Source organism: Pantoea cypripedii (assembly GCF_002095535.1).
GTDB classification, from domain to species: Bacteria; Pseudomonadota; Gammaproteobacteria; order Enterobacterales; family Enterobacteriaceae; genus Pantoea; species Pantoea cypripedii.
Genome location: NZ_MLJI01000001.1, coordinates 4,031,042 through 4,051,291, shown reverse-complemented (window position 1 = coordinate 4,051,291; position 20,250 = coordinate 4,031,042). Strand labels below are relative to the sequence as shown.

The 20,250-nt window shown below is 50.3% G+C and carries 36 protein-coding genes and 4 tRNA genes; 38 read left to right on the top strand and 2 right to left on the bottom strand.

Going from position 1 to position 20,250, the window contains the following annotated elements; all coding sequences use genetic code 11:
- The first annotated feature begins 369 nt into the window (after positions 1 to 369).
- The 38 genes from HA50_RS18970 to HA50_RS18785 all read left to right on the top strand — a co-directional run bounded on the left by HA50_RS18970 (position 370) and on the right by HA50_RS18785 (position 18,287).
- Positions 370 to 445 (top strand) — tRNA-Thr (locus HA50_RS18970).
- 7 nt (positions 446 to 452) lie between these two features.
- A tRNA-Tyr gene (locus HA50_RS18965) sits at positions 453 to 537 on the top strand.
- Positions 538 to 729: 192 nt separating this feature from the next.
- Positions 730 to 804 (top strand) — tRNA-Gly (locus tag HA50_RS18960).
- Positions 805 to 809: 5 nt separating this feature from the next.
- Positions 810 to 885, top strand: a tRNA-Thr gene (locus tag HA50_RS18955).
- A 107-nt stretch (positions 886 to 992) separates the two neighbouring features.
- Positions 993 to 2,177 carry an elongation factor Tu gene (tuf, locus tag HA50_RS18950; protein ID WP_084877335.1) on the top strand — a complete coding sequence of 395 codons (1,185 nt, stop codon included), beginning with the start codon at positions 993 to 995 and terminating at the stop codon, positions 2,175 to 2,177.
- Between the two features lie 185 nt (positions 2,178 to 2,362).
- Positions 2,363 to 2,557, top strand: coding sequence for a bacterioferritin-associated ferredoxin (gene bfd, locus HA50_RS18945; protein ID WP_013510772.1), 195 nt, complete (start codon positions 2,363 to 2,365; stop codon positions 2,555 to 2,557).
- 101 nt (positions 2,558 to 2,658) lie between these two features.
- On the top strand, positions 2,659 to 3,150 hold the full coding sequence (gene bfr, locus HA50_RS18940; RefSeq protein WP_084877332.1) for a bacterioferritin: 492 nt from the start codon (positions 2,659 to 2,661) through the stop codon (positions 3,148 to 3,150).
- A gap of 311 nt (positions 3,151 to 3,461) precedes the next feature.
- Positions 3,462 to 3,773 carry a 30S ribosomal protein S10 gene (gene rpsJ / locus HA50_RS18935; protein WP_001181005.1) on the top strand — a complete coding sequence of 104 codons (312 nt, stop codon included), beginning with the start codon at positions 3,462 to 3,464 and terminating at the stop codon, positions 3,771 to 3,773.
- A 32-nt stretch (positions 3,774 to 3,805) separates the two neighbouring features.
- Positions 3,806 to 4,432, top strand: coding sequence for a 50S ribosomal protein L3 (gene rplC, locus HA50_RS18930; RefSeq protein ID WP_084877329.1), 627 nt, complete (start codon positions 3,806 to 3,808; stop codon positions 4,430 to 4,432).
- Between the two features lie 10 nt (positions 4,433 to 4,442).
- Positions 4,443 to 5,048 (top strand): 50S ribosomal protein L4, encoded by a 606-nt coding sequence (rplD, locus tag HA50_RS18925; protein ID WP_013510769.1) that lies wholly within the window; start codon positions 4,443 to 4,445, stop codon positions 5,046 to 5,048.
- Positions 5,045 to 5,347: a 50S ribosomal protein L23 gene (gene rplW / locus HA50_RS18920; protein ID WP_010618574.1), complete on the top strand. Its 303-nt coding sequence runs from the start codon at positions 5,045 to 5,047 to the stop codon at positions 5,345 to 5,347. The genes rplD and rplW overlap by 4 nt, the downstream gene beginning before the upstream one ends.
- A gap of 17 nt (positions 5,348 to 5,364) precedes the next feature.
- Complete coding sequence (gene rplB, locus HA50_RS18915) at positions 5,365 to 6,186, top strand: 50S ribosomal protein L2 (protein WP_084877326.1); 822 nt, start codon at positions 5,365 to 5,367, stop codon at positions 6,184 to 6,186.
- A 16-nt stretch (positions 6,187 to 6,202) separates the two neighbouring features.
- Positions 6,203 to 6,481 carry a 30S ribosomal protein S19 gene (gene rpsS / locus HA50_RS18910; protein WP_001138115.1) on the top strand — a complete coding sequence of 93 codons (279 nt, stop codon included), beginning with the start codon at positions 6,203 to 6,205 and terminating at the stop codon, positions 6,479 to 6,481.
- Positions 6,482 to 6,494: 13 nt separating this feature from the next.
- Positions 6,495 to 6,827, top strand: a complete 333-nt coding sequence (rplV, locus tag HA50_RS18905; RefSeq protein ID WP_007891659.1) for a 50S ribosomal protein L22 — start codon at positions 6,495 to 6,497, stop codon at positions 6,825 to 6,827.
- 17 nt (positions 6,828 to 6,844) lie between these two features.
- On the top strand, positions 6,845 to 7,543 hold the full coding sequence (rpsC, locus tag HA50_RS18900) for a 30S ribosomal protein S3 (protein WP_009087585.1): 699 nt from the start codon (positions 6,845 to 6,847) through the stop codon (positions 7,541 to 7,543).
- Positions 7,544 to 7,555: 12 nt separating this feature from the next.
- The gene (rplP, locus tag HA50_RS18895) at positions 7,556 to 7,966 is read left to right on the top strand and encodes a 50S ribosomal protein L16 (protein ID WP_002438716.1); all 411 of its coding nucleotides are present in this window, start codon (positions 7,556 to 7,558) and stop codon (positions 7,964 to 7,966) included.
- Positions 7,966 to 8,157 carry a 50S ribosomal protein L29 gene (gene rpmC, locus HA50_RS18890; RefSeq protein WP_013510767.1) on the top strand — a complete coding sequence of 64 codons (192 nt, stop codon included), beginning with the start codon at positions 7,966 to 7,968 and terminating at the stop codon, positions 8,155 to 8,157. The genes rplP and rpmC overlap by 1 nt, the downstream gene beginning before the upstream one ends.
- Positions 8,157 to 8,411, top strand: a complete 255-nt coding sequence (gene rpsQ, locus HA50_RS18885; RefSeq protein ID WP_013510766.1) for a 30S ribosomal protein S17 — start codon at positions 8,157 to 8,159, stop codon at positions 8,409 to 8,411. Before rpmC ends, rpsQ begins: the two co-directional genes overlap by 1 nt.
- Positions 8,412 to 8,579: 168 nt before the next feature.
- The gene (gene rplN, locus HA50_RS18880; protein WP_013510765.1) at positions 8,580 to 8,951 is read left to right on the top strand and encodes a 50S ribosomal protein L14; all 372 of its coding nucleotides are present in this window, start codon (positions 8,580 to 8,582) and stop codon (positions 8,949 to 8,951) included.
- A gap of 10 nt (positions 8,952 to 8,961) precedes the next feature.
- Positions 8,962 to 9,276 carry a 50S ribosomal protein L24 gene (gene rplX, locus HA50_RS18875; protein ID WP_084877324.1) on the top strand — a complete coding sequence of 105 codons (315 nt, stop codon included), beginning with the start codon at positions 8,962 to 8,964 and terminating at the stop codon, positions 9,274 to 9,276.
- A 14-nt stretch (positions 9,277 to 9,290) separates the two neighbouring features.
- Positions 9,291 to 9,830: a 50S ribosomal protein L5 gene (rplE, locus tag HA50_RS18870; protein ID WP_013510763.1), complete on the top strand. Its 540-nt coding sequence runs from the start codon at positions 9,291 to 9,293 to the stop codon at positions 9,828 to 9,830.
- A gap of 14 nt (positions 9,831 to 9,844) precedes the next feature.
- Positions 9,845 to 10,150, top strand: a complete 306-nt coding sequence (gene rpsN / locus HA50_RS18865) for a 30S ribosomal protein S14 (protein ID WP_006120592.1) — start codon at positions 9,845 to 9,847, stop codon at positions 10,148 to 10,150.
- Between the two features lie 32 nt (positions 10,151 to 10,182).
- On the top strand, positions 10,183 to 10,575 hold the full coding sequence (gene rpsH, locus HA50_RS18860) for a 30S ribosomal protein S8 (protein WP_013510762.1): 393 nt from the start codon (positions 10,183 to 10,185) through the stop codon (positions 10,573 to 10,575).
- Between the two features lie 12 nt (positions 10,576 to 10,587).
- Entirely contained in the window at positions 10,588 to 11,121 is a 534-nt protein-coding gene (rplF, locus tag HA50_RS18855; RefSeq protein ID WP_084877321.1) for a 50S ribosomal protein L6, read from the top strand.
- Positions 11,122 to 11,130: 9 nt separating this feature from the next.
- Complete coding sequence (rplR, locus tag HA50_RS18850; RefSeq protein WP_013510760.1) at positions 11,131 to 11,484, top strand: 50S ribosomal protein L18; 354 nt, start codon at positions 11,131 to 11,133, stop codon at positions 11,482 to 11,484.
- A 14-nt stretch (positions 11,485 to 11,498) separates the two neighbouring features.
- On the top strand, positions 11,499 to 11,999 hold the full coding sequence (gene rpsE / locus HA50_RS18845) for a 30S ribosomal protein S5 (RefSeq protein WP_013510759.1): 501 nt from the start codon (positions 11,499 to 11,501) through the stop codon (positions 11,997 to 11,999).
- A gap of 5 nt (positions 12,000 to 12,004) precedes the next feature.
- Positions 12,005 to 12,184 (top strand): 50S ribosomal protein L30, encoded by a 180-nt coding sequence (gene rpmD / locus HA50_RS18840; protein ID WP_013510758.1) that lies wholly within the window; start codon positions 12,005 to 12,007, stop codon positions 12,182 to 12,184.
- A 3-nt stretch (positions 12,185 to 12,187) separates the two neighbouring features.
- Positions 12,188 to 12,622: a 50S ribosomal protein L15 gene (gene rplO, locus HA50_RS18835; RefSeq protein ID WP_084877318.1), complete on the top strand. Its 435-nt coding sequence runs from the start codon at positions 12,188 to 12,190 to the stop codon at positions 12,620 to 12,622.
- A gap of 7 nt (positions 12,623 to 12,629) precedes the next feature.
- Positions 12,630 to 13,961, top strand: a complete 1,332-nt coding sequence (gene secY, locus HA50_RS18830) for a preprotein translocase subunit SecY (RefSeq protein WP_013510756.1) — start codon at positions 12,630 to 12,632, stop codon at positions 13,959 to 13,961.
- A 32-nt stretch (positions 13,962 to 13,993) separates the two neighbouring features.
- Entirely contained in the window at positions 13,994 to 14,110 is a 117-nt protein-coding gene (gene rpmJ, locus HA50_RS18825; protein ID WP_004160566.1) for a 50S ribosomal protein L36, read from the top strand.
- A gap of 146 nt (positions 14,111 to 14,256) precedes the next feature.
- The gene (rpsM, locus tag HA50_RS18820) at positions 14,257 to 14,613 is read left to right on the top strand and encodes a 30S ribosomal protein S13 (RefSeq protein ID WP_013510755.1); all 357 of its coding nucleotides are present in this window, start codon (positions 14,257 to 14,259) and stop codon (positions 14,611 to 14,613) included.
- A gap of 16 nt (positions 14,614 to 14,629) precedes the next feature.
- Complete coding sequence (gene rpsK, locus HA50_RS18815) at positions 14,630 to 15,019, top strand: 30S ribosomal protein S11 (protein WP_004160563.1); 390 nt, start codon at positions 14,630 to 14,632, stop codon at positions 15,017 to 15,019.
- A gap of 32 nt (positions 15,020 to 15,051) precedes the next feature.
- Positions 15,052 to 15,672: a 30S ribosomal protein S4 gene (gene rpsD, locus HA50_RS18810; RefSeq protein ID WP_084877316.1), complete on the top strand. Its 621-nt coding sequence runs from the start codon at positions 15,052 to 15,054 to the stop codon at positions 15,670 to 15,672.
- Between the two features lie 25 nt (positions 15,673 to 15,697).
- Positions 15,698 to 16,687, top strand: a complete 990-nt coding sequence (locus HA50_RS18805) for a DNA-directed RNA polymerase subunit alpha (RefSeq protein ID WP_007891688.1) — start codon at positions 15,698 to 15,700, stop codon at positions 16,685 to 16,687.
- A gap of 40 nt (positions 16,688 to 16,727) precedes the next feature.
- Positions 16,728 to 17,114 carry a 50S ribosomal protein L17 gene (rplQ, locus tag HA50_RS18800; RefSeq protein ID WP_003850180.1) on the top strand — a complete coding sequence of 129 codons (387 nt, stop codon included), beginning with the start codon at positions 16,728 to 16,730 and terminating at the stop codon, positions 17,112 to 17,114.
- A 112-nt stretch (positions 17,115 to 17,226) separates the two neighbouring features.
- On the top strand, positions 17,227 to 17,598 hold the full coding sequence (locus HA50_RS18795; protein ID WP_084877312.1) for a DnaJ family domain-containing protein: 372 nt from the start codon (positions 17,227 to 17,229) through the stop codon (positions 17,596 to 17,598).
- 1 nt (position 17,599) lies between these two features.
- Positions 17,600 to 18,037, top strand: a complete 438-nt coding sequence (gene zntR, locus HA50_RS18790) for a Zn(2+)-responsive transcriptional regulator (RefSeq protein WP_084877309.1) — start codon at positions 17,600 to 17,602, stop codon at positions 18,035 to 18,037.
- 49 nt (positions 18,038 to 18,086) lie between these two features.
- Positions 18,087 to 18,287: an alternative ribosome-rescue factor A gene (locus HA50_RS18785; RefSeq protein ID WP_084877306.1), complete on the top strand. Its 201-nt coding sequence runs from the start codon at positions 18,087 to 18,089 to the stop codon at positions 18,285 to 18,287.
- Positions 18,288 to 18,323: 36 nt separating this feature from the next.
- Here HA50_RS18785 and mscL read toward each other — a convergent pair whose 3' ends face one another.
- Both mscL and trkA read right to left on the bottom strand, forming a co-directional pair.
- Positions 18,324 to 18,734 (bottom strand): large-conductance mechanosensitive channel protein MscL, encoded by a 411-nt coding sequence (gene mscL, locus HA50_RS18780; RefSeq protein WP_084877303.1) that lies wholly within the window; start codon positions 18,732 to 18,734, stop codon positions 18,324 to 18,326.
- Positions 18,735 to 18,848: 114 nt separating this feature from the next.
- Positions 18,849 to 20,225, bottom strand: a complete 1,377-nt coding sequence (trkA, locus tag HA50_RS18775) for a Trk system potassium transporter TrkA (RefSeq protein ID WP_084877300.1) — start codon at positions 20,223 to 20,225, stop codon at positions 18,849 to 18,851.
- Positions 20,226 to 20,250 lie beyond the last annotated feature (25 nt).

The window sequence follows — 20,250 nt, the reverse complement described above, 5'->3', positions numbered from 1 at the left end:
TTAACGAGAACAATGGGCAGGAGGGTAACACCAGTGTGACTTTAAAAAGAAGTAAAATGATAAACGCAAGCACGCTTTCGTAATCGCGCCCGCATTTTTCTTGTCGCTCAGTAGGTTGTCATAGAAGTTTCTGATGCCCCAAATTTTCATACATGAAAGGTAACCTTACTCGAAATTGTGTATCCGACGAGAAAAGTCTACTCAGAAGTCGAGATGAAGTGCGGGTAAAAAAGCAGCGTTGCTGGGCAAATTTTCTTCATTTCATGATTGATTTGCGAGGATTTGCACAAATAGTAAGCGATAGTGCAATTTTGGCAATTTTTTTGTTGCATCCTGCATCGGCTCTTCCTAGAATGCGCGTCACTTGATGCCGGCTTAGCTCAGTTGGTAGAGCAACTGACTTGTAATCAGTAGGTCACCAGTTCGATTCCGGTAGCCGGCACCATCAAGTAGGTGGGATTCCCGAGCGGCCAAAGGGAGCAGACTGTAAATCTGCCGTCACAGACTTCGAAGGTTCGAATCCTTCTCCCACCACCATATCAACCTCCTGGTTGAGCGTCAGATGAAGTGATCGTCTGATGGGTGAGTTAAACTCTCTCACCTTCGAATTCAGACTGAGCATTGGCACAGTCAAAGTGTTAGTCGGAAACACTGACTGACTCGAATAATAGAAGGTCTTCTTTTATTATTCATAAGCTACAGAAAGAACAGGTAGCCGAGTTCCAGGATGCGGGCATCGTATAATGGCTATTACCTCAGCCTTCCAAGCTGATGATGCGGGTTCGATTCCCGCTGCCCGCTCCAGATGTGCTGATATGGCTCAGTTGGTAGAGCGCACCCTTGGTAAGGGTGAGGTCCCCAGTTCGACTCTGGGTATCAGCACCACTTCCTTTATCTCTCTCCTGATTCTCTCTCTGTAAAACTAACAGTCAGGCATAGCCTGGTTGATGTGACGATATCTTTGATATATCCGTGTCTTAGAGGGACAAGCGATGGCTAAAGAGCAATTTCAACGTAACAAACTGCACGTAAACGTGGGCACCATCGGTCACGTTGACCACGGTAAAACCACTCTGACTGCTGCGATCACCACCGTTCTGGCTAAAACCTACGGCGGCCAGGCTCGTGCATTTGACCAGATCGACAACGCGCCGGAAGAGAAGGCTCGTGGTATCACCATCAACACTTCACACGTTGAGTACGAAACCCCGACTCGCCACTACGCGCACGTTGACTGCCCGGGCCACGCCGACTATGTGAAAAACATGATCACCGGTGCTGCTCAGATGGATGGCGCAATCCTGGTTGTTGCTGCGACTGACGGCCCGATGCCGCAGACTCGTGAGCACATCCTGCTGGGTCGTCAGGTTGGCGTTCCTTACATCATCGTGTTCCTGAACAAGTGTGACATGGTTGATGACGAAGAACTGCTGGAACTGGTTGAGATGGAAGTTCGTGACCTGCTGTCACAGTACGACTTCCCGGGCGACGACACTCCGATCGTTCGTGGTTCAGCTCTGAAAGCGCTGGAAGGCGAAGCAGAGTGGGAAGCGAAAATCGTTGAGCTGGCTGGTCATCTGGATACTTACATCCCGGATCCGGTTCGTGCCATCGACCTGCCGTTCCTGCTGCCGATCGAAGACGTATTCTCAATCTCTGGCCGTGGTACCGTTGTTACCGGTCGTGTTGAGCGCGGCATCGTGAAAGTTGGCGACGAAGTTGAAATCGTTGGTATCAAAGCGACTGCAAAATCAACCTGTACTGGCGTTGAAATGTTCCGCAAACTGCTGGATCAGGGTCAGGCTGGTGAAAACTGTGGTGTTCTGCTGCGCGGTATCAAGCGTGAAGACATCCAGCGTGGTCAGGTACTGGCTAAGCCGGGCACCATCAAGCCGCACACTCAGTTCGAATCAGAAGTGTACGTACTGTCTAAAGACGAAGGCGGCCGTCATACTCCGTTCTTCAAAGGCTACCGTCCTCAGTTCTACTTCCGTACAACTGACGTAACCGGTTCAGTAGAACTGCCGGAAGGCGTAGAGATGGTAATGCCGGGCGACAACATCAAAATGGTTGTTACCCTGATTCACCCGATCGCCATGGACGAAGGTCTGCGCTTCGCAATCCGCGAAGGCGGCCGTACCGTTGGTGCGGGCGTTGTTGCTAAAGTTATCGCTTAATTGCGTTAACCCAGATGGCCGCTTCGGTAGCCATCTGAGCAATTGAAAAAAGAGCACTTCGGTGCTCTTTTTTTATGCTGAAAATTCCTCTCAGATTGATGCTAATCCCACACAAAATCCAGGTTTGAAATAAAAACCATTCTCATTTACACTTTGATCAGAAACTGTACTGGAGTCCGCAGTAAATGTACGTCTGTCTGTGTAATGCCGTGAGTGATAAAACCCTCCGTGAAGTGGTTCGCCGCTATCAGCCTAAATCTATTCAGCATTTGCGCCAGCTGGTTCCTATTGGAAAACAGTGTGGTAAATGTATCCGCGCTGCGCGTGAGATTATGGATGACGAATTGCAGCAGGTTCCGCTGTACAAAGAGATTGCCTGATGCCAGGCATGCCTGAGTAATAACCACAAAAACTGTCGCGTTTTTTTGACTTCTTTTTATCCGCATCTACGCTCTTATTAACTGGAAGCGGAGGAAGCGAAATGAAGGGCGACACTAAAATCATAAATCATCTCAACAAATTGCTGGGGAATGAGCTGGTTGCAATCAATCAGTACTTTCTTCATGCGCGCATGTTCAAAAACTGGGGTCTGATACGCCTCAACGATGTCGAATACCACGAATCCATTGATGAAATGAAGCATGCGGACAAATACATTGAACGCATTTTGTTTCTTGAAGGGATTCCCAATCTGCAGGACCTAGGTCGGTTGCGGATTGGTGAAGATGTACCGGAAATGCTGCAATCTGACCTGGCACTGGAACTGGAAGGTGCGAAGGACCTGCGCGAAGCCATCGCTTATGCGGATAAAGTTCACGATTACGTTAGCCGCGATATGATGATCGAAATCCTGGGGGAAGAAGAACATCACATCGACTGGCTGGAAACCGAGCTGGATCTGGTTAACAAGTTAGGTCTCCAGAATTATCTGCAGTCGCAAATTCGGGTCAGAGAGGAGGAGGAGGGCAGCTGATAGCATGATCTTGCTGTGTATCTCCGCCCGCTGCGATTTGCGATCAATGCGGGCTTTTCTTTCCCTTCCTCGCGTTATTCTGATTAAAAACACACCACGGGTTGCTTCCTGAACAGATTTGCGTATAATGCGCGGGCCTGCCGATATTGGCTGGCGCGATTCGAGCAGAATCGCAGGTGACTGTAAGCTAGGTCGCCTGACAATACTCCCAATTGGGGAGTTATATGCTGAACGATTACACTCCCCCATCAATCGTAATGGGTGTGGGTAGTAATTTTTTTCGTTTATAAAATGTTTGGAGCTCTGGTCTCATGCAGAACCAAAGAATCCGTATCCGTCTTAAAGCGTTTGATCATCGCCTGATCGATCAATCAACCGCGGAAATCGTTGAGACTGCCAAGCGCACTGGTGCGCAGGTACGTGGTCCGATCCCGCTGCCGACTCGCAAAGAGCGCTTCACCGTTCTGATCTCTCCGCACGTTAACAAAGATGCGCGTGATCAGTACGAAATCCGCACTCACAAGCGTCTGGTAGACATCGTTGAGCCAACTGAAAAAACCGTTGATGCTCTGATGCGTCTGGATCTGGCTGCCGGTGTAGACGTGCAGATCAGCCTGGGTTAATCAGGTCATCGAGCGATTGAGAGGTTGAAACAATGATTGGTTTAGTCGGTAAAAAAGTGGGCATGACCCGCATCTTCACTGAAGATGGCGTTTCTATCCCCGTCACCGTAATCGAAGTTGAAGCAAACCGCGTTACCCAGGTCAAAGGTCTGGAGAACGATGGTTACCAGGCGATCCAGGTTACCACCGGTGCTAAAAAAGCTAACCGTGTGACCAAACCGGAAGCAGGTCATTTTGCTAAAGCTGGCGTTGAAGCTGGCCGTGGTCTGTGGGAATTCCGCACCGAAGGTGAAGAATACTCAGTAGGCCAGAGCATCAGTGTTGAAATCTTCGCTGAAGTTAAAAAAGTAGACGTAACCGGTACCTCTAAAGGTAAAGGTTTCGCAGGTACCGTTAAGCGCTGGAACTTCCGTACCCAGGACGCGACTCACGGTAACTCCTTGTCTCACCGCGTACCGGGTTCTATCGGTCAGAACCAGACTCCGGGCAAAGTGTTCAAAGGCAAGAAAATGGCTGGCCAGCTGGGTAATGAGCGCGTAACCGTTCAGAGCCTGGAAGTAGTACGTGTTGACGCTGAGCGCAACCTGCTGCTGGTGAAAGGTGCTGTTCCGGGTGCGACCGGTAGCGACCTGATCGTTAAACCAGCTGTGAAGGCGTAAGGGGATAGCAATGGAATTAGTATTGAAAGACGCGCAGAGCGCGCTGACTGTTTCCGAAACTACCTTCGGTCGTGATTTCAACGAAGCGCTGGTTCACCAGGTTGTTGTTGCCTACGCTGCTGGTGCTCGTCAGGGTACTCGTGCGCAGAAAACTCGTGCTGAAGTAACTGGTTCAGGCAAAAAGCCATGGCGCCAGAAAGGTACCGGCCGTGCGCGTTCAGGTTCTATCAAGAGCCCGATCTGGCGTTCAGGTGGCGTGACCTTCGCTGCACGTCCGCAGGACCACAGTCAAAAAGTTAACAAAAAGATGTACCGCGGCGCGCTGAAAAGCATCCTGTCCGAACTGGTACGTCAGGACCGTCTGATCGTTGTCGAGTCATTCTCTGTTGAAGCACCGAAAACCAAGCTGCTGGCACAGAAACTGAAAGACATGGCGCTGGAAGACGTGCTGATCATCACCGGTGAACTGGATGAGAATCTGTTCCTGGCTGCGCGTAACCTGTACAAGGTTGACGTGCGTGATGCAGCGGGTATCGACCCAGTTAGCCTGATCGCCTTCGACAAAGTCGTTATGACTGCTGAAGCAGTTAAGCAAGTTGAGGAGATGCTGGCATGATCCGTGAAGAACGTCTGCTGAAAGTACTGCGCGCGCCGCACGTATCTGAAAAAGCATCTACCGCGATGGAAAAAACCAATACCATCGTTCTCAAAGTTGCTAAAGACGCGACCAAAGCAGAGATCGTTGCTGCTGTCGAGAAACTGTTCGAAGTAGAAGTTAAAGACGTAAACACCCTGGTTGTTAAGGGTAAAGTTAAGCGTCACGGACAGCGTATCGGTCGTCGTAGCGACTGGAAAAAAGCTTACGTCACCCTGAAAGAAGGCCAGAACCTGGACTTCGTCGGCGGCGCTGAGTAAGTCGGAGGAGAAAGACAATGGCAGTTGTTAAATGTAAACCGACATCTCCGGGTCGTCGTCACGTAGTTAAAGTGGTGAACCCTGAGCTGCACAAGGGCAAACCTTTTGCTCCGTTGGTAGAAAAAAACAGCAAATCCGGTGGTCGTAACAACAATGGTCGTATCACTACCCGTCATATCGGTGGTGGTCATAAGCAGGCTTACCGTATTGTTGACTTCAAACGCAACAAAGATGGTATCCCGGCAGTTGTTGAGCGTCTTGAGTACGATCCGAACCGTTCTGCGAATATCGCACTGGTTCTGTACAAAGATGGCGAACGCCGTTACATCCTGGCCCCTAAAGGCCTGAAAGCTGGCGACCAGGTTCAGTCTGGCGTTGATGCTGCGATTAAAGCAGGTAACACCCTGCCGATGCGTAACATCCCAGTTGGTTCTACCGTGCACAACGTAGAAATGAAACCAGGCAAAGGCGGTCAGATTGCTCGCTCTGCTGGTACTTACGTGCAGATCGTTGCGCGTGAAGGTTCCTACGTTACCCTGCGTCTGCGTTCAGGTGAAATGCGTAAAGTCGAAGCTGACTGCCGCGCAACTCTGGGCGAAGTCGGTAACGCTGAGCACATGCTGCGCGTTCTGGGTAAAGCCGGTGCAACCCGTTGGCGTGGTGTTCGTCCTACCGTTCGCGGTACTGCGATGAACCCAGTCGATCACCCGCACGGTGGTGGTGAAGGTCGTAACTTTGGTAAGCACCCGGTAACGCCGTGGGGCATTCAGACCAAAGGTAAGAAGACCCGTAGCAACAAGCGTACTGATAAATTTATCGTACGTCGCCGTAGCAAATAATTTTAGAGGATAAGCCATGCCACGTTCTCTCAAGAAAGGTCCTTTTATTGACCTGCACTTGCTGAAGAAGGTAGAGAAAGCGGTGGAAAGCGGAGACAAGAAGCCCCTGCGCACCTGGTCCCGTCGTTCAACGATCTTCCCTAACATGATCGGTTTGACCATCGCTGTCCATAATGGTCGTCAGCACGTTCCTGTCTTTGTTTCCGACGAAATGGTCGGCCACAAGCTGGGTGAATTTGCACCGACACGTACTTATCGCGGCCACGCTGCAGATAAGAAAGCCAAGAAGAAATAAGTAGGAGGAAGAGATGGAAACTATTGCTCAACATCGCCATGCTCGTTCTTCTGCTCAGAAGGTTCGCCTCGTTGCTGACCTGATTCGCGGTAAGAAAGTGTCGCAGGCTCTGGATATTCTGACTTACACCAACAAGAAAGCGGCTGTACTGGTTAAGAAAGTCCTGGAATCTGCCATTGCTAACGCCGAACACAACGATGGCGCTGATATCGACGATCTGAAAGTTGCGAAAATTTTCGTAGACGAAGGCCCAAGCATGAAGCGCATTATGCCGCGTGCAAAAGGTCGTGCAGATCGCATCCTGAAGCGCACCAGCCACATTACTGTGGTTGTGTCCGATCGCTGAGACTCTGGAGACTAGCAATGGGTCAGAAAGTACATCCTAATGGTATTCGCCTGGGTATTGTAAAACCATGGAACTCTACCTGGTTTGCGAACACCAAAGAATTCGCTGACAACCTGGACAGCGATTTTAAAGTACGTCAGTTCCTGACTAAAGAACTGGCAAAAGCGTCTGTATCTCGCATCGTTATCGAGCGTCCGGCTAAGAGCATCCGTGTGACCATTCACACTGCTCGCCCGGGTATCGTTATCGGTAAAAAAGGTGAAGACGTAGAAAAACTGCGTACGGTCGTCGCGAATATCGCTGGCGTTCCTGCACAGATCAACATCGCTGAAGTCCGTAAACCGGAACTGGACGCGAAACTGGTAGCTGACAGCATCACTTCACAGCTGGAGCGTCGTGTGATGTTCCGCCGTGCTATGAAGCGTGCAGTTCAGAACGCCATGCGTCTGGGCGCGAAGGGTATCAAAGTTGAAGTTAGCGGCCGTCTGGGCGGCGCGGAAATCGCACGTACCGAATGGTACCGCGAAGGTCGCGTACCGTTGCACACTCTGCGTGCTGACATTGACTACAACACCTCTGAAGCGCACACCACTTATGGTGTAATCGGCGTTAAGGTATGGATCTTCAAAGGTGAGATCCTGGGTGGTATGGCTGCTGTTGAACAACCGGAACCGGCTGCTCAACCTAAAAAGCAGCAGCGTAAAGGCCGTAAGTAAGGAGAGTCGCTGATGTTACAACCAAAGCGTACGAAATTCCGTAAAGTGCACAAAGGCCGTAACCGCGGTCTGGCGCAGGGTACGGATGTTAGCTTCGGTACTTTCGGTCTGAAAGCTGTTGGCCGTGGTCGTCTGACTGCACGTCAGATCGAAGCAGCACGTCGTGCTATGACCCGTGCAGTTAAGCGTCAAGGTAAGATCTGGATCCGTGTATTCCCGGACAAACCGATCACCGAGAAGCCGCTGGAAGTGCGTATGGGTAAAGGTAAGGGTAACGTTGAGTATTGGGTTGCCCTGATCCAGCCTGGTAAAGTCCTGTATGAAATGGACGGCGTACCGGAAGAGCTGGCCCGTGAAGCATTCAAGCTGGCAGCAGCAAAACTGCCTATCAAAACCACCTTTGTAACTAAGACGGTGATGTAATGAAAGCAACTGAGCTGCGTGAAAAAAGCGTTGAAGAGCTGAACGCTGAGCTGCTTAACCTGCTGCGTGAGCAGTTTAACCTGCGCATGCAAGCAGCATCCGGCCAACTGCAGCAGACCCATCTGCTGAAGAATGTGCGCCGTGATGTTGCACGCGTTAAGACTTTACTGACTGAGAAGGCGGGTTCGTAATGACCGATAAAATCCGTACTCTGCAAGGTCGTGTTGTTAGTGACAAAATGCAGAAATCTGCAGTTGTTGCTATCGAGCGTTTCGTGAAGCACCCGATCTACGGTAAATTCATTAAACGTACGACTAAGCTGCACATCCACGACGAAAACAATGAATGCGGTATCGGTGACGTGGTTGAAATCCGCGAATGCCGTCCGCTGTCCAAGACTAAGTCCTGGACACTTGTTCGCGTTGTAGAGAAAGCGGTTCTGTAATAGAATCTGCTTCCTCTAAAAACAAAATGAACGGCTCTCGCGAGCCGTTCATTTTTTCTACCCATTTGCGAGAACCGGTGTTATAATGCCGCGCCCTCAATTATGGGGCTTTTTAACGACCTGAGGTTTGGGTCCCGAAGTAGTAGTTGACATTAGCGGAGCACTAAAATGATCCAAGAACAGACTATGCTGAACGTCGCCGACAACTCCGGTGCACGTCGCGTAATGTGTATCAAGGTTCTGGGTGGCTCGCACCGTCGCTACGCAGGCGTCGGCGATATCATCAAAGTTACCATCAAGGAAGCAATTCCGCGTGGTAAGGTGAAAAAAGGTGATGTCCTGAAGGCGGTAGTGGTGCGCACCAAGAAGGGTGTTCGTCGCCCGGACGGTTCTGTCATTCGCTTCGATGGCAACTCTTGCGTTATTTTGAACAATAACTCAGAGCAGCCTATCGGAACGCGTATTTTTGGGCCGGTAACTCGTGAACTTCGTACTGAAAAGTTCATGAAAATTATCTCTCTGGCACCAGAAGTACTCTAAGGAGCGAACAATGGCAGCGAAAATCCGTCGTAACGACGAAGTTATCGTGTTGACCGGTAAAGATAAAGGTAAACGCGGTAAAGTAAAGAATGTCCTGACTTCTGGTAAGGTCATCGTTGAAGGTATCAACCTGGTTAAGAAACACTCAAAGCCGGTTCCGGCTCTGAACCAACCAGGTGGCATCGTTGAAAAAGAAGCCGCTATTCAGGTTTCTAACGTTGCAATCTTCAATGCGGCAACCGGCAAGGCTGACCGTGTAGGCTTTAGATTCGAAGAAGGCAAAAAAGTCCGTTTCTTCAAGTCTAATAGCGAAACTATCAAGTAATTTGGAGTAGTACGATGGCGAAACTGCATGATTACTACAAAGACGAAGTAGTCCAGAAACTCATGACTGAGTTCGGCTACAATTCTGTCATGCAAGTCCCTCGGGTCGAGAAGATCACCCTGAACATGGGTGTTGGTGAAGCGATCGCTGACAAGAAACTGCTGGATAACGCAGCAGCAGACCTGGCAGCAATCTCCGGTCAAAAACCGCTGATCACCAAAGCACGCAAATCAGTTGCAGGCTTCAAAATCCGTCAGGGCTATCCGATCGGCTGTAAAGTAACTCTGCGCGGCGAGCGCATGTGGGAGTTCTTTGAGCGCCTGATCACTATTGCTGTACCGCGTATCCGTGACTTCCGTGGCTTGTCTGCGAAGTCTTTCGACGGTCGTGGTAACTACAGCATGGGCGTTCGTGAGCAGATCATCTTCCCAGAAATCGACTACGACAAAGTCGATCGCGTTCGTGGTTTGGATATTACCATTACCACTACTGCGAAATCTGATGATGAAGGCCGTGCTCTGCTGGCTGCCTTTGACTTCCCGTTCCGCAAGTAAGGTAGGGTTACTTCATGGCTAAGCAATCTATGAAAGCACGCGAAGTTAAGCGTGTGAAATTAGCAGACAAGTTCTTCGCAAAACGCGCTGAACTGAAAGCGATCATTTCTGATGTGAACGCTTCTGACGAAGATCGTTGGGATGCCGTTCTCAAGCTGCAGAGTCTGCCGCGTGATTCCAGCCCTTCACGTCAGCGTAACCGCTGCCGTCAAACAGGTCGTCCGCACGGTTTCCTGCGGAAGTTTGGGTTGAGCCGTATCAAGGTCCGTGAAGCCGCAATGCGCGGTGAAATCCCGGGTCTGAAAAAGGCAAGCTGGTAATTGTCACCATTTGAATCACGGGAGTAACACAGATGAGCATGCAAGATCCGATCGCGGATATGCTGACCCGTATCCGTAACGGTCAGGCCGCGAACAAAGTTGCGGTCTCTATGCCTTCCTCCAAGCTGAAAGTGGCAATTGCCAACGTGCTGAAGGAAGAAGGCTATATTCAAGATTTTAAAATCGAAGGCGACATCAAGCCGGAACTGGAACTGACTCTTAAGTATTTCCAGGGTAAAGCTGTTGTAGAAAACATTCAGCGTGTTAGCCGTCCTGGTCTGCGCATCTATAAGAAAAAAGATGAGCTGCCAAAAGTAATGGCTGGTCTGGGCATCGCTGTAATTTCTACATCTAAAGGTGTTATGACTGATCGTGCAGCGCGCCAGGCTGGTCTTGGTGGCGAAATTATCTGCTACGTAGCGTAATCGGAGGAAAACATGTCTCGTGTTGCAAAAGCACCTGTCGTTGTTCCTGCCGGCGTAGAGGTAAAACTCAACGGTCAGGAAGTTTCGATCAAAGGTAAAAACGGCGAGCTGACTCGTACTATCAACCAAGCTGTTGAAGTTAAACAAGCAGACAACACCCTGACTTTCGCTCCGCGCGAAGGTTATGCGGATGGTTGGGCACAGGCAGGTACTGCCCGTGCGCTGCTGAACGGCATGGTTATTGGTGTTACCGAAGGCTTCACCAAGAAGCTGCAATTGGTCGGTGTTGGTTATCGTGCAGCTGTAAAAGGCAACTCTGTGAGTCTGGCCCTGGGCTTCTCTCACCCTGTTGACCATGCACTGCCGGCTGGCATCACTGCCGAATGCCCAACTCAGACTGAGATCGTGCTGAAAGGCGCTGATAAGCAGCTGATTGGTCAGGTTGCAGCTGATCTGCGCGCCTACCGTCGTCCTGAGCCTTACAAAGGCAAGGGTGTTCGTTACGCCGACGAAGTCGTGCGTACCAAAGAGGCTAAGAAGAAGTAAGGTAACACTATGGATAAGAAATCTGCTCGTATCCGTCGTGCGACCCGTGCACGTCGCAAGCTCAAAGAGCTGGGTGCTACTCGCCTGGTGGTACATCGTACCCCGCGTCACATTTACGCACAGGTGATCGCCCCGAACGGTTCCGAAGTTCTGGTTGCTGCTTCTACTGTAGAAAAAGCTATCGCTGAACAACTGAAGTATACCGGTAACAAAGACGCCGCTGCAGCTGTAGGTAAAGCTCTGGCTGAGCGCGCAATCGAAAAAGGCATCAAAGATGTTTCTTTCGACCGTTCCGGTTTCCAATATCATGGTCGCGTCCAGGCACTAGCAGATGCTGCTCGTGAAGCTGGCCTTCAGTTCTAAGGTAGAGGTCTAAGATGGCACACATCGAGAAACAAGCTGGCGAACTGCAGGAAAAACTGATCGCGGTAAACCGTGTTTCTAAAACTGTTAAAGGTGGTCGTATTTTCTCCTTCACAGCTCTGACTGTGGTAGGCGATGGTAACGGTCGCGTCGGTTTTGGTTACGGTAAAGCGCGCGAAGTTCCAGCAGCGATCCAGAAAGCGATGGAAAAAGCTCGTCGCAATATGATTAACGTCGCGCTGACTCACGGCACCCTGCAGCACCCGGTTAAAGGTGCGCACACGGGTTCTCGTGTGTTCATGCAGCCGGCTTCTGAAGGTACCGGTATCATCGCCGGTGGTGCAATGCGCGCCGTTCTGGAAGTCGCTGGAGTTCATAACGTTCTGGCTAAAGCCTATGGTTCCACCAACCCGATTAACGTGGTTCGTGCAACTATCGACGGCCTGGGCAATATGAAGTCTCCGGAAATGGTCGCTGCCAAGCGTGGTAAATCCGTTGAAGAAATTCTGGGGTAATCACCATGGCGAAGACTATTAAAATTACACAAACCCGTAGCTCAATCGGCCGCCTGCCTAAGCATAAAGCCACTCTGGTTGGTCTGGGTCTGCGTCGTATTGGTCACACCGTTGAGCGTGAAGACACGCCAGCTGTACGCGGTATGATCAACGCGATTTCCTACATGCTGAAAGTGGAGGAGTAAGAGATGCGTTTAAACACTCTGTCTCCGGCCGAAGGGTCTAAACACGCTTCTAAGCGTTTGGGTCGTGGTATCGGTTCTGGCCTCGGTAAAACCGGCGGTCGTGGTCACAAAGGTCAGAAGTCTCGTTCTGGCGGTGGCGTACGTCGTGGTTTCGAGGGTGGTCAGATGCCTCTGTACCGTCGTCTGCCGAAATTCGGTTTCACCTCTCGCAAAGCAATGGTTACTGCAGAGATTCGTCTCTCTGACCTGGCGAAAGTTGAAGGCGGTATCGTTGACCTGAACACGCTGAAAGCAGCAAACATTGTCGGTGTTCAGATTGAATTTGCGAAAGTGATTCTGTCTGGTGAAGTTTCTGCACCGGTAACGGTTCGCGGTCTGCGTGTCACCAAAGGTGCTCGTGCTGCAATCGAAGCTGCTGGCGGTAAAATCGAGGAATAAGTAGCAGATGGCAAAGCAACCGGGATTAGATTTTCAAAGTGCCAAAGGTGGCTTTGGTGAACTGAAGCGCAGACTGTTGTTTGTTATCGGTGCACTGATTGTCTTCCGTATTGGCTCTTTTATTCCGATCCCCGGTATCGATGCCACTGTACTTGCCAAACTGCTTGAGCAACAGCGTGGCACCATCATTGAAATGTTCAACATGTTCTCTGGTGGTGCTCTCAGTCGTGCCTCAATCTTTGCACTGGGTATTATGCCGTATATTTCGGCCTCTATTATTATCCAGTTGCTGACGGTGGTTCATCCGGCGTTAGCGGAGATTAAGAAAGAAGGGGAGGCTGGCCGTCGTAAGATTAGCCAGTATACCCGTTATGGCACGCTGGTTTTGGCCGTATTCCAGTCGATCGGTATTGCTACCGGTCTGCCGAATATGCCTGGAATGCAGGGTCTGGTGATTAATCCAGGCTTTGCCTTCTACTTTACCGCTGTTGTGAGTCTGGTCACGGGAACAATGTTCCTGATGTGGCTGGGCGAACAGATTACTGAGCGTGGTATCGGTAACGGTATTTCGATCATTATCTTTGCTGGTATCGTTGCGGGTCTCCCGCCGGCCATTGGCCATACCATCGAGCAAGCGCGGCAAGGTGACCTGCACTTCCTCCTGTTGCTGTTGGTTGCAGTTCTCGTATTCGCAGTGACCTTCTTCGTTGTTTTCGTGGAACGTGGTCAGCGCCGTATTGTGGTGAACTACGCTAAGCGTCAGCAAGGTCGTCGTGTTTATGCTGCACAGAGCACACATTTACCGTTGAAAGTGAACATGGCAGGGGTTATCCCGGCAATCTTCGCTTCCAGCATTATCCTGTTCCCGGCAACGATAGCATCCTGGTTCGGGGGCGGTACCGGTTGGAACTGGCTGACAACAATTTCGCTGTATTTGCAGCCAGGACAGCCGCTTTATGTGCTACTCTATGCGACTGCAATCATCTTCTTCTGTTTCTTCTACACGGCGTTGGTTTTCAACCCGCGTGAAACAGCAGATAACCTGAAGAAGTCTGGTGCATTCGTACCGGGAATTCGTCCGGGAGAGCAAACGGCGAAGTATATCGATAAAGTAATGACACGTCTGACCTTAATCGGCGCACTGTATATTACTTTTATCTGCCTGATCCCGGAGTTCATGCGTGATGCCATGAAGGTTCCCTTCTACTTTGGCGGTACTTCACTGCTCATCGTAGTGGTTGTCATCATGGACTTTATGGCTCAAGTGCAAACTCTGATGATGTCGAGTCAGTACGAGTCTGCATTGAAGAAAGCTAACCTGAAAGGCTACGGCCGTTAATTCAGGCGCTTGAGAAGTTACGGAGAGTAAAAATGAAAGTTCGTGCTTCCGTCAAGAAATTATGTCGTAACTGCAAAATCATCCGTCGCGACGGTGTCGTACGTGTGATCTGCAGCGCCGAGCCTAAGCATAAACAGCGCCAGGGCTGATTTTCTCACATATTTTTCTTGCAAAGTCGGGTTGAGCTGGCTAGATTAGCCAGCCAATCTTTTGTATGTCGATGCGTTTCCATTTGAGTATCCTGAAAACGGGCTTTTCAGCATGGTTCGCATTTATTTAATTATAGGAGTGCATAGTGGCCCGTATAGCAGGCATTAACATTCCTGATCAAAAACACACCGTTATCGCATTAACTTCGATTTTCGGTATCGGCAAAACCCGTTCTAAAGCCATCTGTGCTGAAACGGGCATCGCTGAAAATGTTAAGATCAGTGAGCTGTCTGAAGAACAAATTGATCAGCTGCGTGATGCAGTTGCTAAATTCGTTGTAGAAGGTGATCTGCGCCGTGAAATCACCCTGAGCATCAAGCGTCTGATGGACCTTGGTTGCTATCGTGGTTTGCGCCATCGTCGTGGTCTGCCAGTGCGCGGTCAGCGTACCAAGACCAACGCACGTACCCGTAAGGGTCCGCGTAAACCGATCAAGAAATAATCGGGGTGAGTAAATAATGGCAAAGGCACCAGTTCGTGCACGTAAGCGTGTAAGAAAGCAAGTCTCAGATGGCGTGGCTCACGTCCATGCTTCTTTTAACAACACCATCGTTACCATTACTGATCGTCAGGGTAACGCACTGGGTTGGGCAACCGCCGGTGGTTCCGGTTTCCGCGGTTCACGTAAATCTACTCCGTTTGCTGCTCAGGTCGCTGCAGAGCGCTGTGCAGAAGCCGTGAAAGATTACGGTATTAAGAACCTGGAAGTTATGGTTAAGGGTCCGGGTCCGGGTCGCGAATCTACTATTCGTGCTCTGAACGCCGCTGGTTTCCGCATCACTAATATTACTGATGTGACTCCGATCCCTCACAACGGTTGTCGTCCGCCGAAAAAACGTCGCGTATAACGCCTCGTTTTTAGGATAGTTGGAGAAAGAAAATGGCAAGATATTTGGGTCCTAAGCTCAAGCTGAGCCGTCGTGAGGGCACTGACTTATTCCTTAAGTCTGGTGTTCGCGCGATCGATTCCAAGTGCAAAATTGAACAAGCCCCTGGTCAGCATGGTGCGCGTAAACCGCGTCTGTCTGATTACGGCGGTCAGTTACGTGAAAAGCAGAAAGTTCGTCGTATCTACGGCGTGCTGGAGCGTCAGTTCCGTAACTACTATAAAGAAGCAGCGCGTCTGAAAGGCAACACCGGTGAAAACCTGTTAGCTCTGCTGGAAGGTCGTCTGGATAACGTAGTTTACCGTATGGGTTTTGGTGCCACTCGTGCAGAGTCACGTCAGCTGGTTAGCCACAAATCTATCCTGGTGAACGGCCGCGTTGTTAACATCGCTTCTTATCAGGTATCTCCGAATGATGTCGTTAGCATCCGTGAGAAAGCCAAAAAGCAATCTCGCGTGAAGGCCGCTCTGGAGCTGGCTGAGCAGCGTGAAAAGCCAACCTGGCTGGAAGTTGATGCGACTAAGATGGAAGGTGTGTTCAAGCGTATTCCTGAGCGTACTGATCTGTCTGCGGACATTAACGAACACCTGATCGTCGAGCTTTACTCTAAGTAAAGCTTAGTACTAAAGAGAGGACACAATGCAGGGTTCTGTGACAGAGTTTCTAAAACCGCGCCTGGTAGATATCGAGCAAGTGAGTTCGACGCACGCCAAGGTGACCCTTGAGCCGTTAGAGCGTGGCTTTGGCCATACTCTTGGCAACGCACTGCGCCGTATTCTGCTTTCTTCCATGCCGGGTTGCGCGGTGACCGAGGTTGAGATTGATGGCGTGCTCCACGAGTACTCCACCAAAGAGGGCGTACAGGAAGATATCCTGGAAATCCTGCTTAACCTGAAAGGGCTGGCGGTAAGAGTTCAGGGTAAAGATGAAGTCATTCTGACCTTGAATAAATCTGGCATTGGCCCTGTGACTGCAGCCGACATTACCCACGACGGTGATGTCGAAATCGTCAAGCCGCAGCATGTGATCTGCCATCTGACCGATGAAAACGCATCTATTAGCATGCGTATCAAAGTTCAGCGTGGTCGTGGTTATGTGCCGGCTTCTGCCCGAATTCATTCGGAAGAAGATGAGCGCCCAATCGGCCGTCTGTTAGTTGACGCATGCTACAGCCCTGTAGACCGTATCGCCTACAATGTTGAAGCAGCGCGTGTTGAACAGCGTACCGACCTGGACAAGCTGGTCATCGAAATGGAAACCAACGGCACAATCGATCCTGAAGAGGCGATTCGTCGTGCGGCAACCATCCTGGCAGAACAACTGGAAGCTTTCGTTGACTTACGTGATGTACGTCAGCCGGAAGTGAAAGAAGAGAAACCAGAATTCGATCCGATCCTGCTGCGCCCTGTTGACGATCTGGAATTGACTGTCCGCTCTGCTAACTGCCTTAAGGCAGAAGCTATCCACTACATCGGTGATCTGGTACAGCGTACCGAGGTTGAGCTGCTCAAAACGCCTAACCTGGGTAAAAAATCTCTTACCGAGATTAAAGACGTGCTGGCCTCACGTGGTCTGTCTCTGGGCATGCGCCTGGAAAACTGGCCACCGGCAAGCATCGCTGATGAATAACCGGATCACAGGTTAAGGTTTCACTGAGAAGGATAAGGTCATGCGCCATCGTAAGAGTGGTCGTCAACTGAACCGTAACAGCAGCCATCGTCAGGCTATGTTCCGCAACATGGCTGGTTCTCTGGTTCGTCATGAGATCATTAAGACGACTCTGCCGAAAGCCAAAGAGCTGCGTCGCGTAGTTGAGCCGCTGATTACTCTTGCCAAGACCGACAGCGTAGCTAATCGTCGTCTGGCATTCGCCCGCACTCGTGATAACGAGATCGTGGCAAAACTGTTTAATGAGCTGGGCCCGCGTTTCGCGAGCCGTGCCGGTGGTTACACTCGTATTCTGAAGTGTGGCTTCCGTGCTGGTGACAACGCTCCGATGGCATACATCGAGCTGGTTGATCGTCCAGAAGCTCAAGCAGAAGCTGCTGCAGAGTAATTTGCAGTAACGTAAAAGACCCGCTTCGGCGGGTTTTTTATTGCCTGTCGTTTCTTCCCATTTCCCTCCCTTCCGCTATGCTGATGGCTGTTATCCCGATCAGGAGCGACTCATGTGGTTAATTGACCAGCTTGCCGAACAGCACATTCTTGCTGCTCAGGAAAAAGGTGAACTCACCAATTTGCCTGGTGAGGGAGCGCCGTTGCAACTCGATGATGAAAGTGGTGTACCTGAAGAACTGCGTACCGGGTATCGGCTGTTAAAAAATGCCGGATTTTTACCGCCAGAATTGGAAATGCGTCGTGAAGCCTTACAGGTCCAGGATCTGCTTCGGGAATTGGATCCTGATGATCAACAGGCGCATGAACTATCGAAACGGTTGAGTTTACTGGAGCTCAAATTACGTCAGGCGGGAATGAGTACCGGGTTTCTGCGCGGCGACTATAGCGATGCGATTAAAAACCGACTGATGCAGGAGAAATAACATGTACCGTATCGGCCAACTCGCCAAAATGGCAGATGTTACACCTGACACCATCCGTTTTTATGAAAAGCAAAACATGATGGATCATGAAGTCAGGACCGAAGGGGGTTTTCGCTTATATAGTGATGACGACCTGCAACGTCTGCGTTTCATCCGTTATGGACGTCAGCTCGGGTTTAGCCTCGATTCTATTCGTGGATTATTATCGATCCGCATCGATCCGGAACATCATACCTGTCAGGAATCTAAAGCTATTGTGGCGAAGCGTCTTGATGAGGTCAGCTCAATGATCGCTGAGTTGCAAACTATCCAGCGTTCGTTGCAACGACTGGCAGAAACCTGTTGTGGCGATTTACATAGCAGCGCTTGTTGCTCCATCCTGGAAGCCCTGGAGAAGGGGGAAGAACCCCATCCGGAAAATTGCTGTAGTAAAGATTGAATTTATGGCGCAAAGGCCTATAGTTGCGCAATCACAAACCGGAGGAAATATGAGCCGTTATCAGCACCAAAAAGGTCAGATCAAAGACAACGCTATCGAGGCATTATTACACGATCCGCTCTTTCGCCAGCGTGTAGAGCAGAATCAGAAAGGGAAAGGCAGCTATCGTCGCAAAGACAAACATGCGAAACGAGGTGGCTGGGAGGCCAGTGGTAAGCAAAGCTGTTTACCACTGGCCTTCTGGTTTTAATCATAAAAAAACCGCCTGGTCAGGCGGTTCCTTGAATCAGATTTTGTTATTTTGTTGCTTGAGCAGGTCACGAATTTCCGTCAGTAACAACTCTTCGTTGGTTGGTTTTGGATCCGGTTTTTCCACTTCTTTCTTTTTATACAATTTATTCATGAGTTTGATGGCGATAAAAATGGCAAGGGCCACGATAACGAAATCAAAAATACTCTGAATAAAGACACCGTATTCCATCACCACGGGTGCTACTGTGCCTTCCGCGGGTTTGAGTACCCATTTGAATTGCTTAAAATCGACCCCGCCGATCAGCAAGCCTAATGGTGGCATGATGATATTAGCTACCAGCGATGAAACAATTTTACCGAAAGCGGCACCGATAATCACACCAACTGCGAGGTCAACCACGTTGCCACGCATCGCAAAATCACGAAACTCTTTGAAAAAACTCATTGTTATCTCCTTGTCCTGGCCAATGCCTAAAGTTTAACAAACCTTTCAACATTTGCCATTACAACAAGGGATTAAGTTGGATTATCACGGCGGGCAACGAACTGCCCGCAGCGATTACAGGAAGAAGGGACTGGGTTGGAATAGACGTTCGACATCTGGCACAAACTTCTTGTCGGTCAGGAACATAATCACATGGTCACCCTGTTCGACGCGAACGTTGTCATTGGCGATGATAACTTCATCACCACGCACTACGGCACCGATGATGGTACCAGGCGGCAATTTAATATCTTCAATCAGGCGTCCCACCACGCGTGAAGTTGTCTCTTCACCGTGGGCGATCGCCTCGATCGCCTCAGCGATACCGCGACGCAATGATGAAACACCGACAATGTCAGCTTTACGAACGTGCCCCAGGAGCGCCGAAATGGTGGCCTGCTGCGGCGAAATAGCAATATCGATCACGCTGCCCTGAACCAGATCAACATAGGCCCGGCGCTGGATCAGCACCATGACCTTTTTCGCCCCCATCTTCTTCGCCAGCATGGCGGACATGATGTTGGCTTCATCGTCATTGGTAACAGCAATAAACAGATCGATTTGATCGACATGTTCTTCAGCCAGCAACTCCTGATCGGAGGCATCACCGTAGAAGACAATGGTATCTTGCAATTGCTCGGCCAGTTCTGCAGCACGCTGCGGATTCCGCTCGATCAACTTCACGCTGTATTGTTTTTCCAGACGCTGTGCCAGACCAAAGCCAATATTCCCGCCGCCAACCAGCATGATGCGTTTGTAGGGTTTTTCCAGACGCTGCATCTCGCTCATCACCGCACGAATATGCTGGCTTGCTGCGATAAAGAAGACTTCATCACCTGCTTCAACGATGGTTGAACCCTGCGGACGAATCGGGCGATCCTGGCGGAAGATGGCGGCAACACGAGTATCAATATGCGGCATATGTTCGCGCAGAATGGAGAGCGGATTTCCTACCAGTGGCCCACCATAATAGGCTTTCACCACTGCCAGACTGACTTTCCCTTCGGCAAAATTCACCACCTGCAGTGCACCAGGATACTGGATCAAACGATAAATATTGTCGATTACCAACTGCTCTGGCGAGATCAAATGATCGATTGGCACCGCTTCGGGTACAAATAGCTTTTCGGCATCGCGCAAATAATCGGCTGCACGAATGCGGGCAATACGGTTTGGCGTATTGAAAAGTGAATAAGCGATCTGACAAGCGATCATATTGGTTTCGTCCGAGCTGGTCACCGCAACCAACATATCGGCATCCTCGGCCCCTGCTTCGCGCAGAATGCGTGGATGAGATCCATGACCATGCACCACGCGCAGATCAAATTTGTCCTGCAACTGACGCAAACGGGTGGGATCGCTATCCACCACGGTAATGTCGTTGTTTTCACCTACCAGGTTTTCTGCGAGGGTTCCGCCGACCTGTCCGGCACCGAGGATAATAATTTTCATCGCGATGAGCTCTTGTCAGATTGCG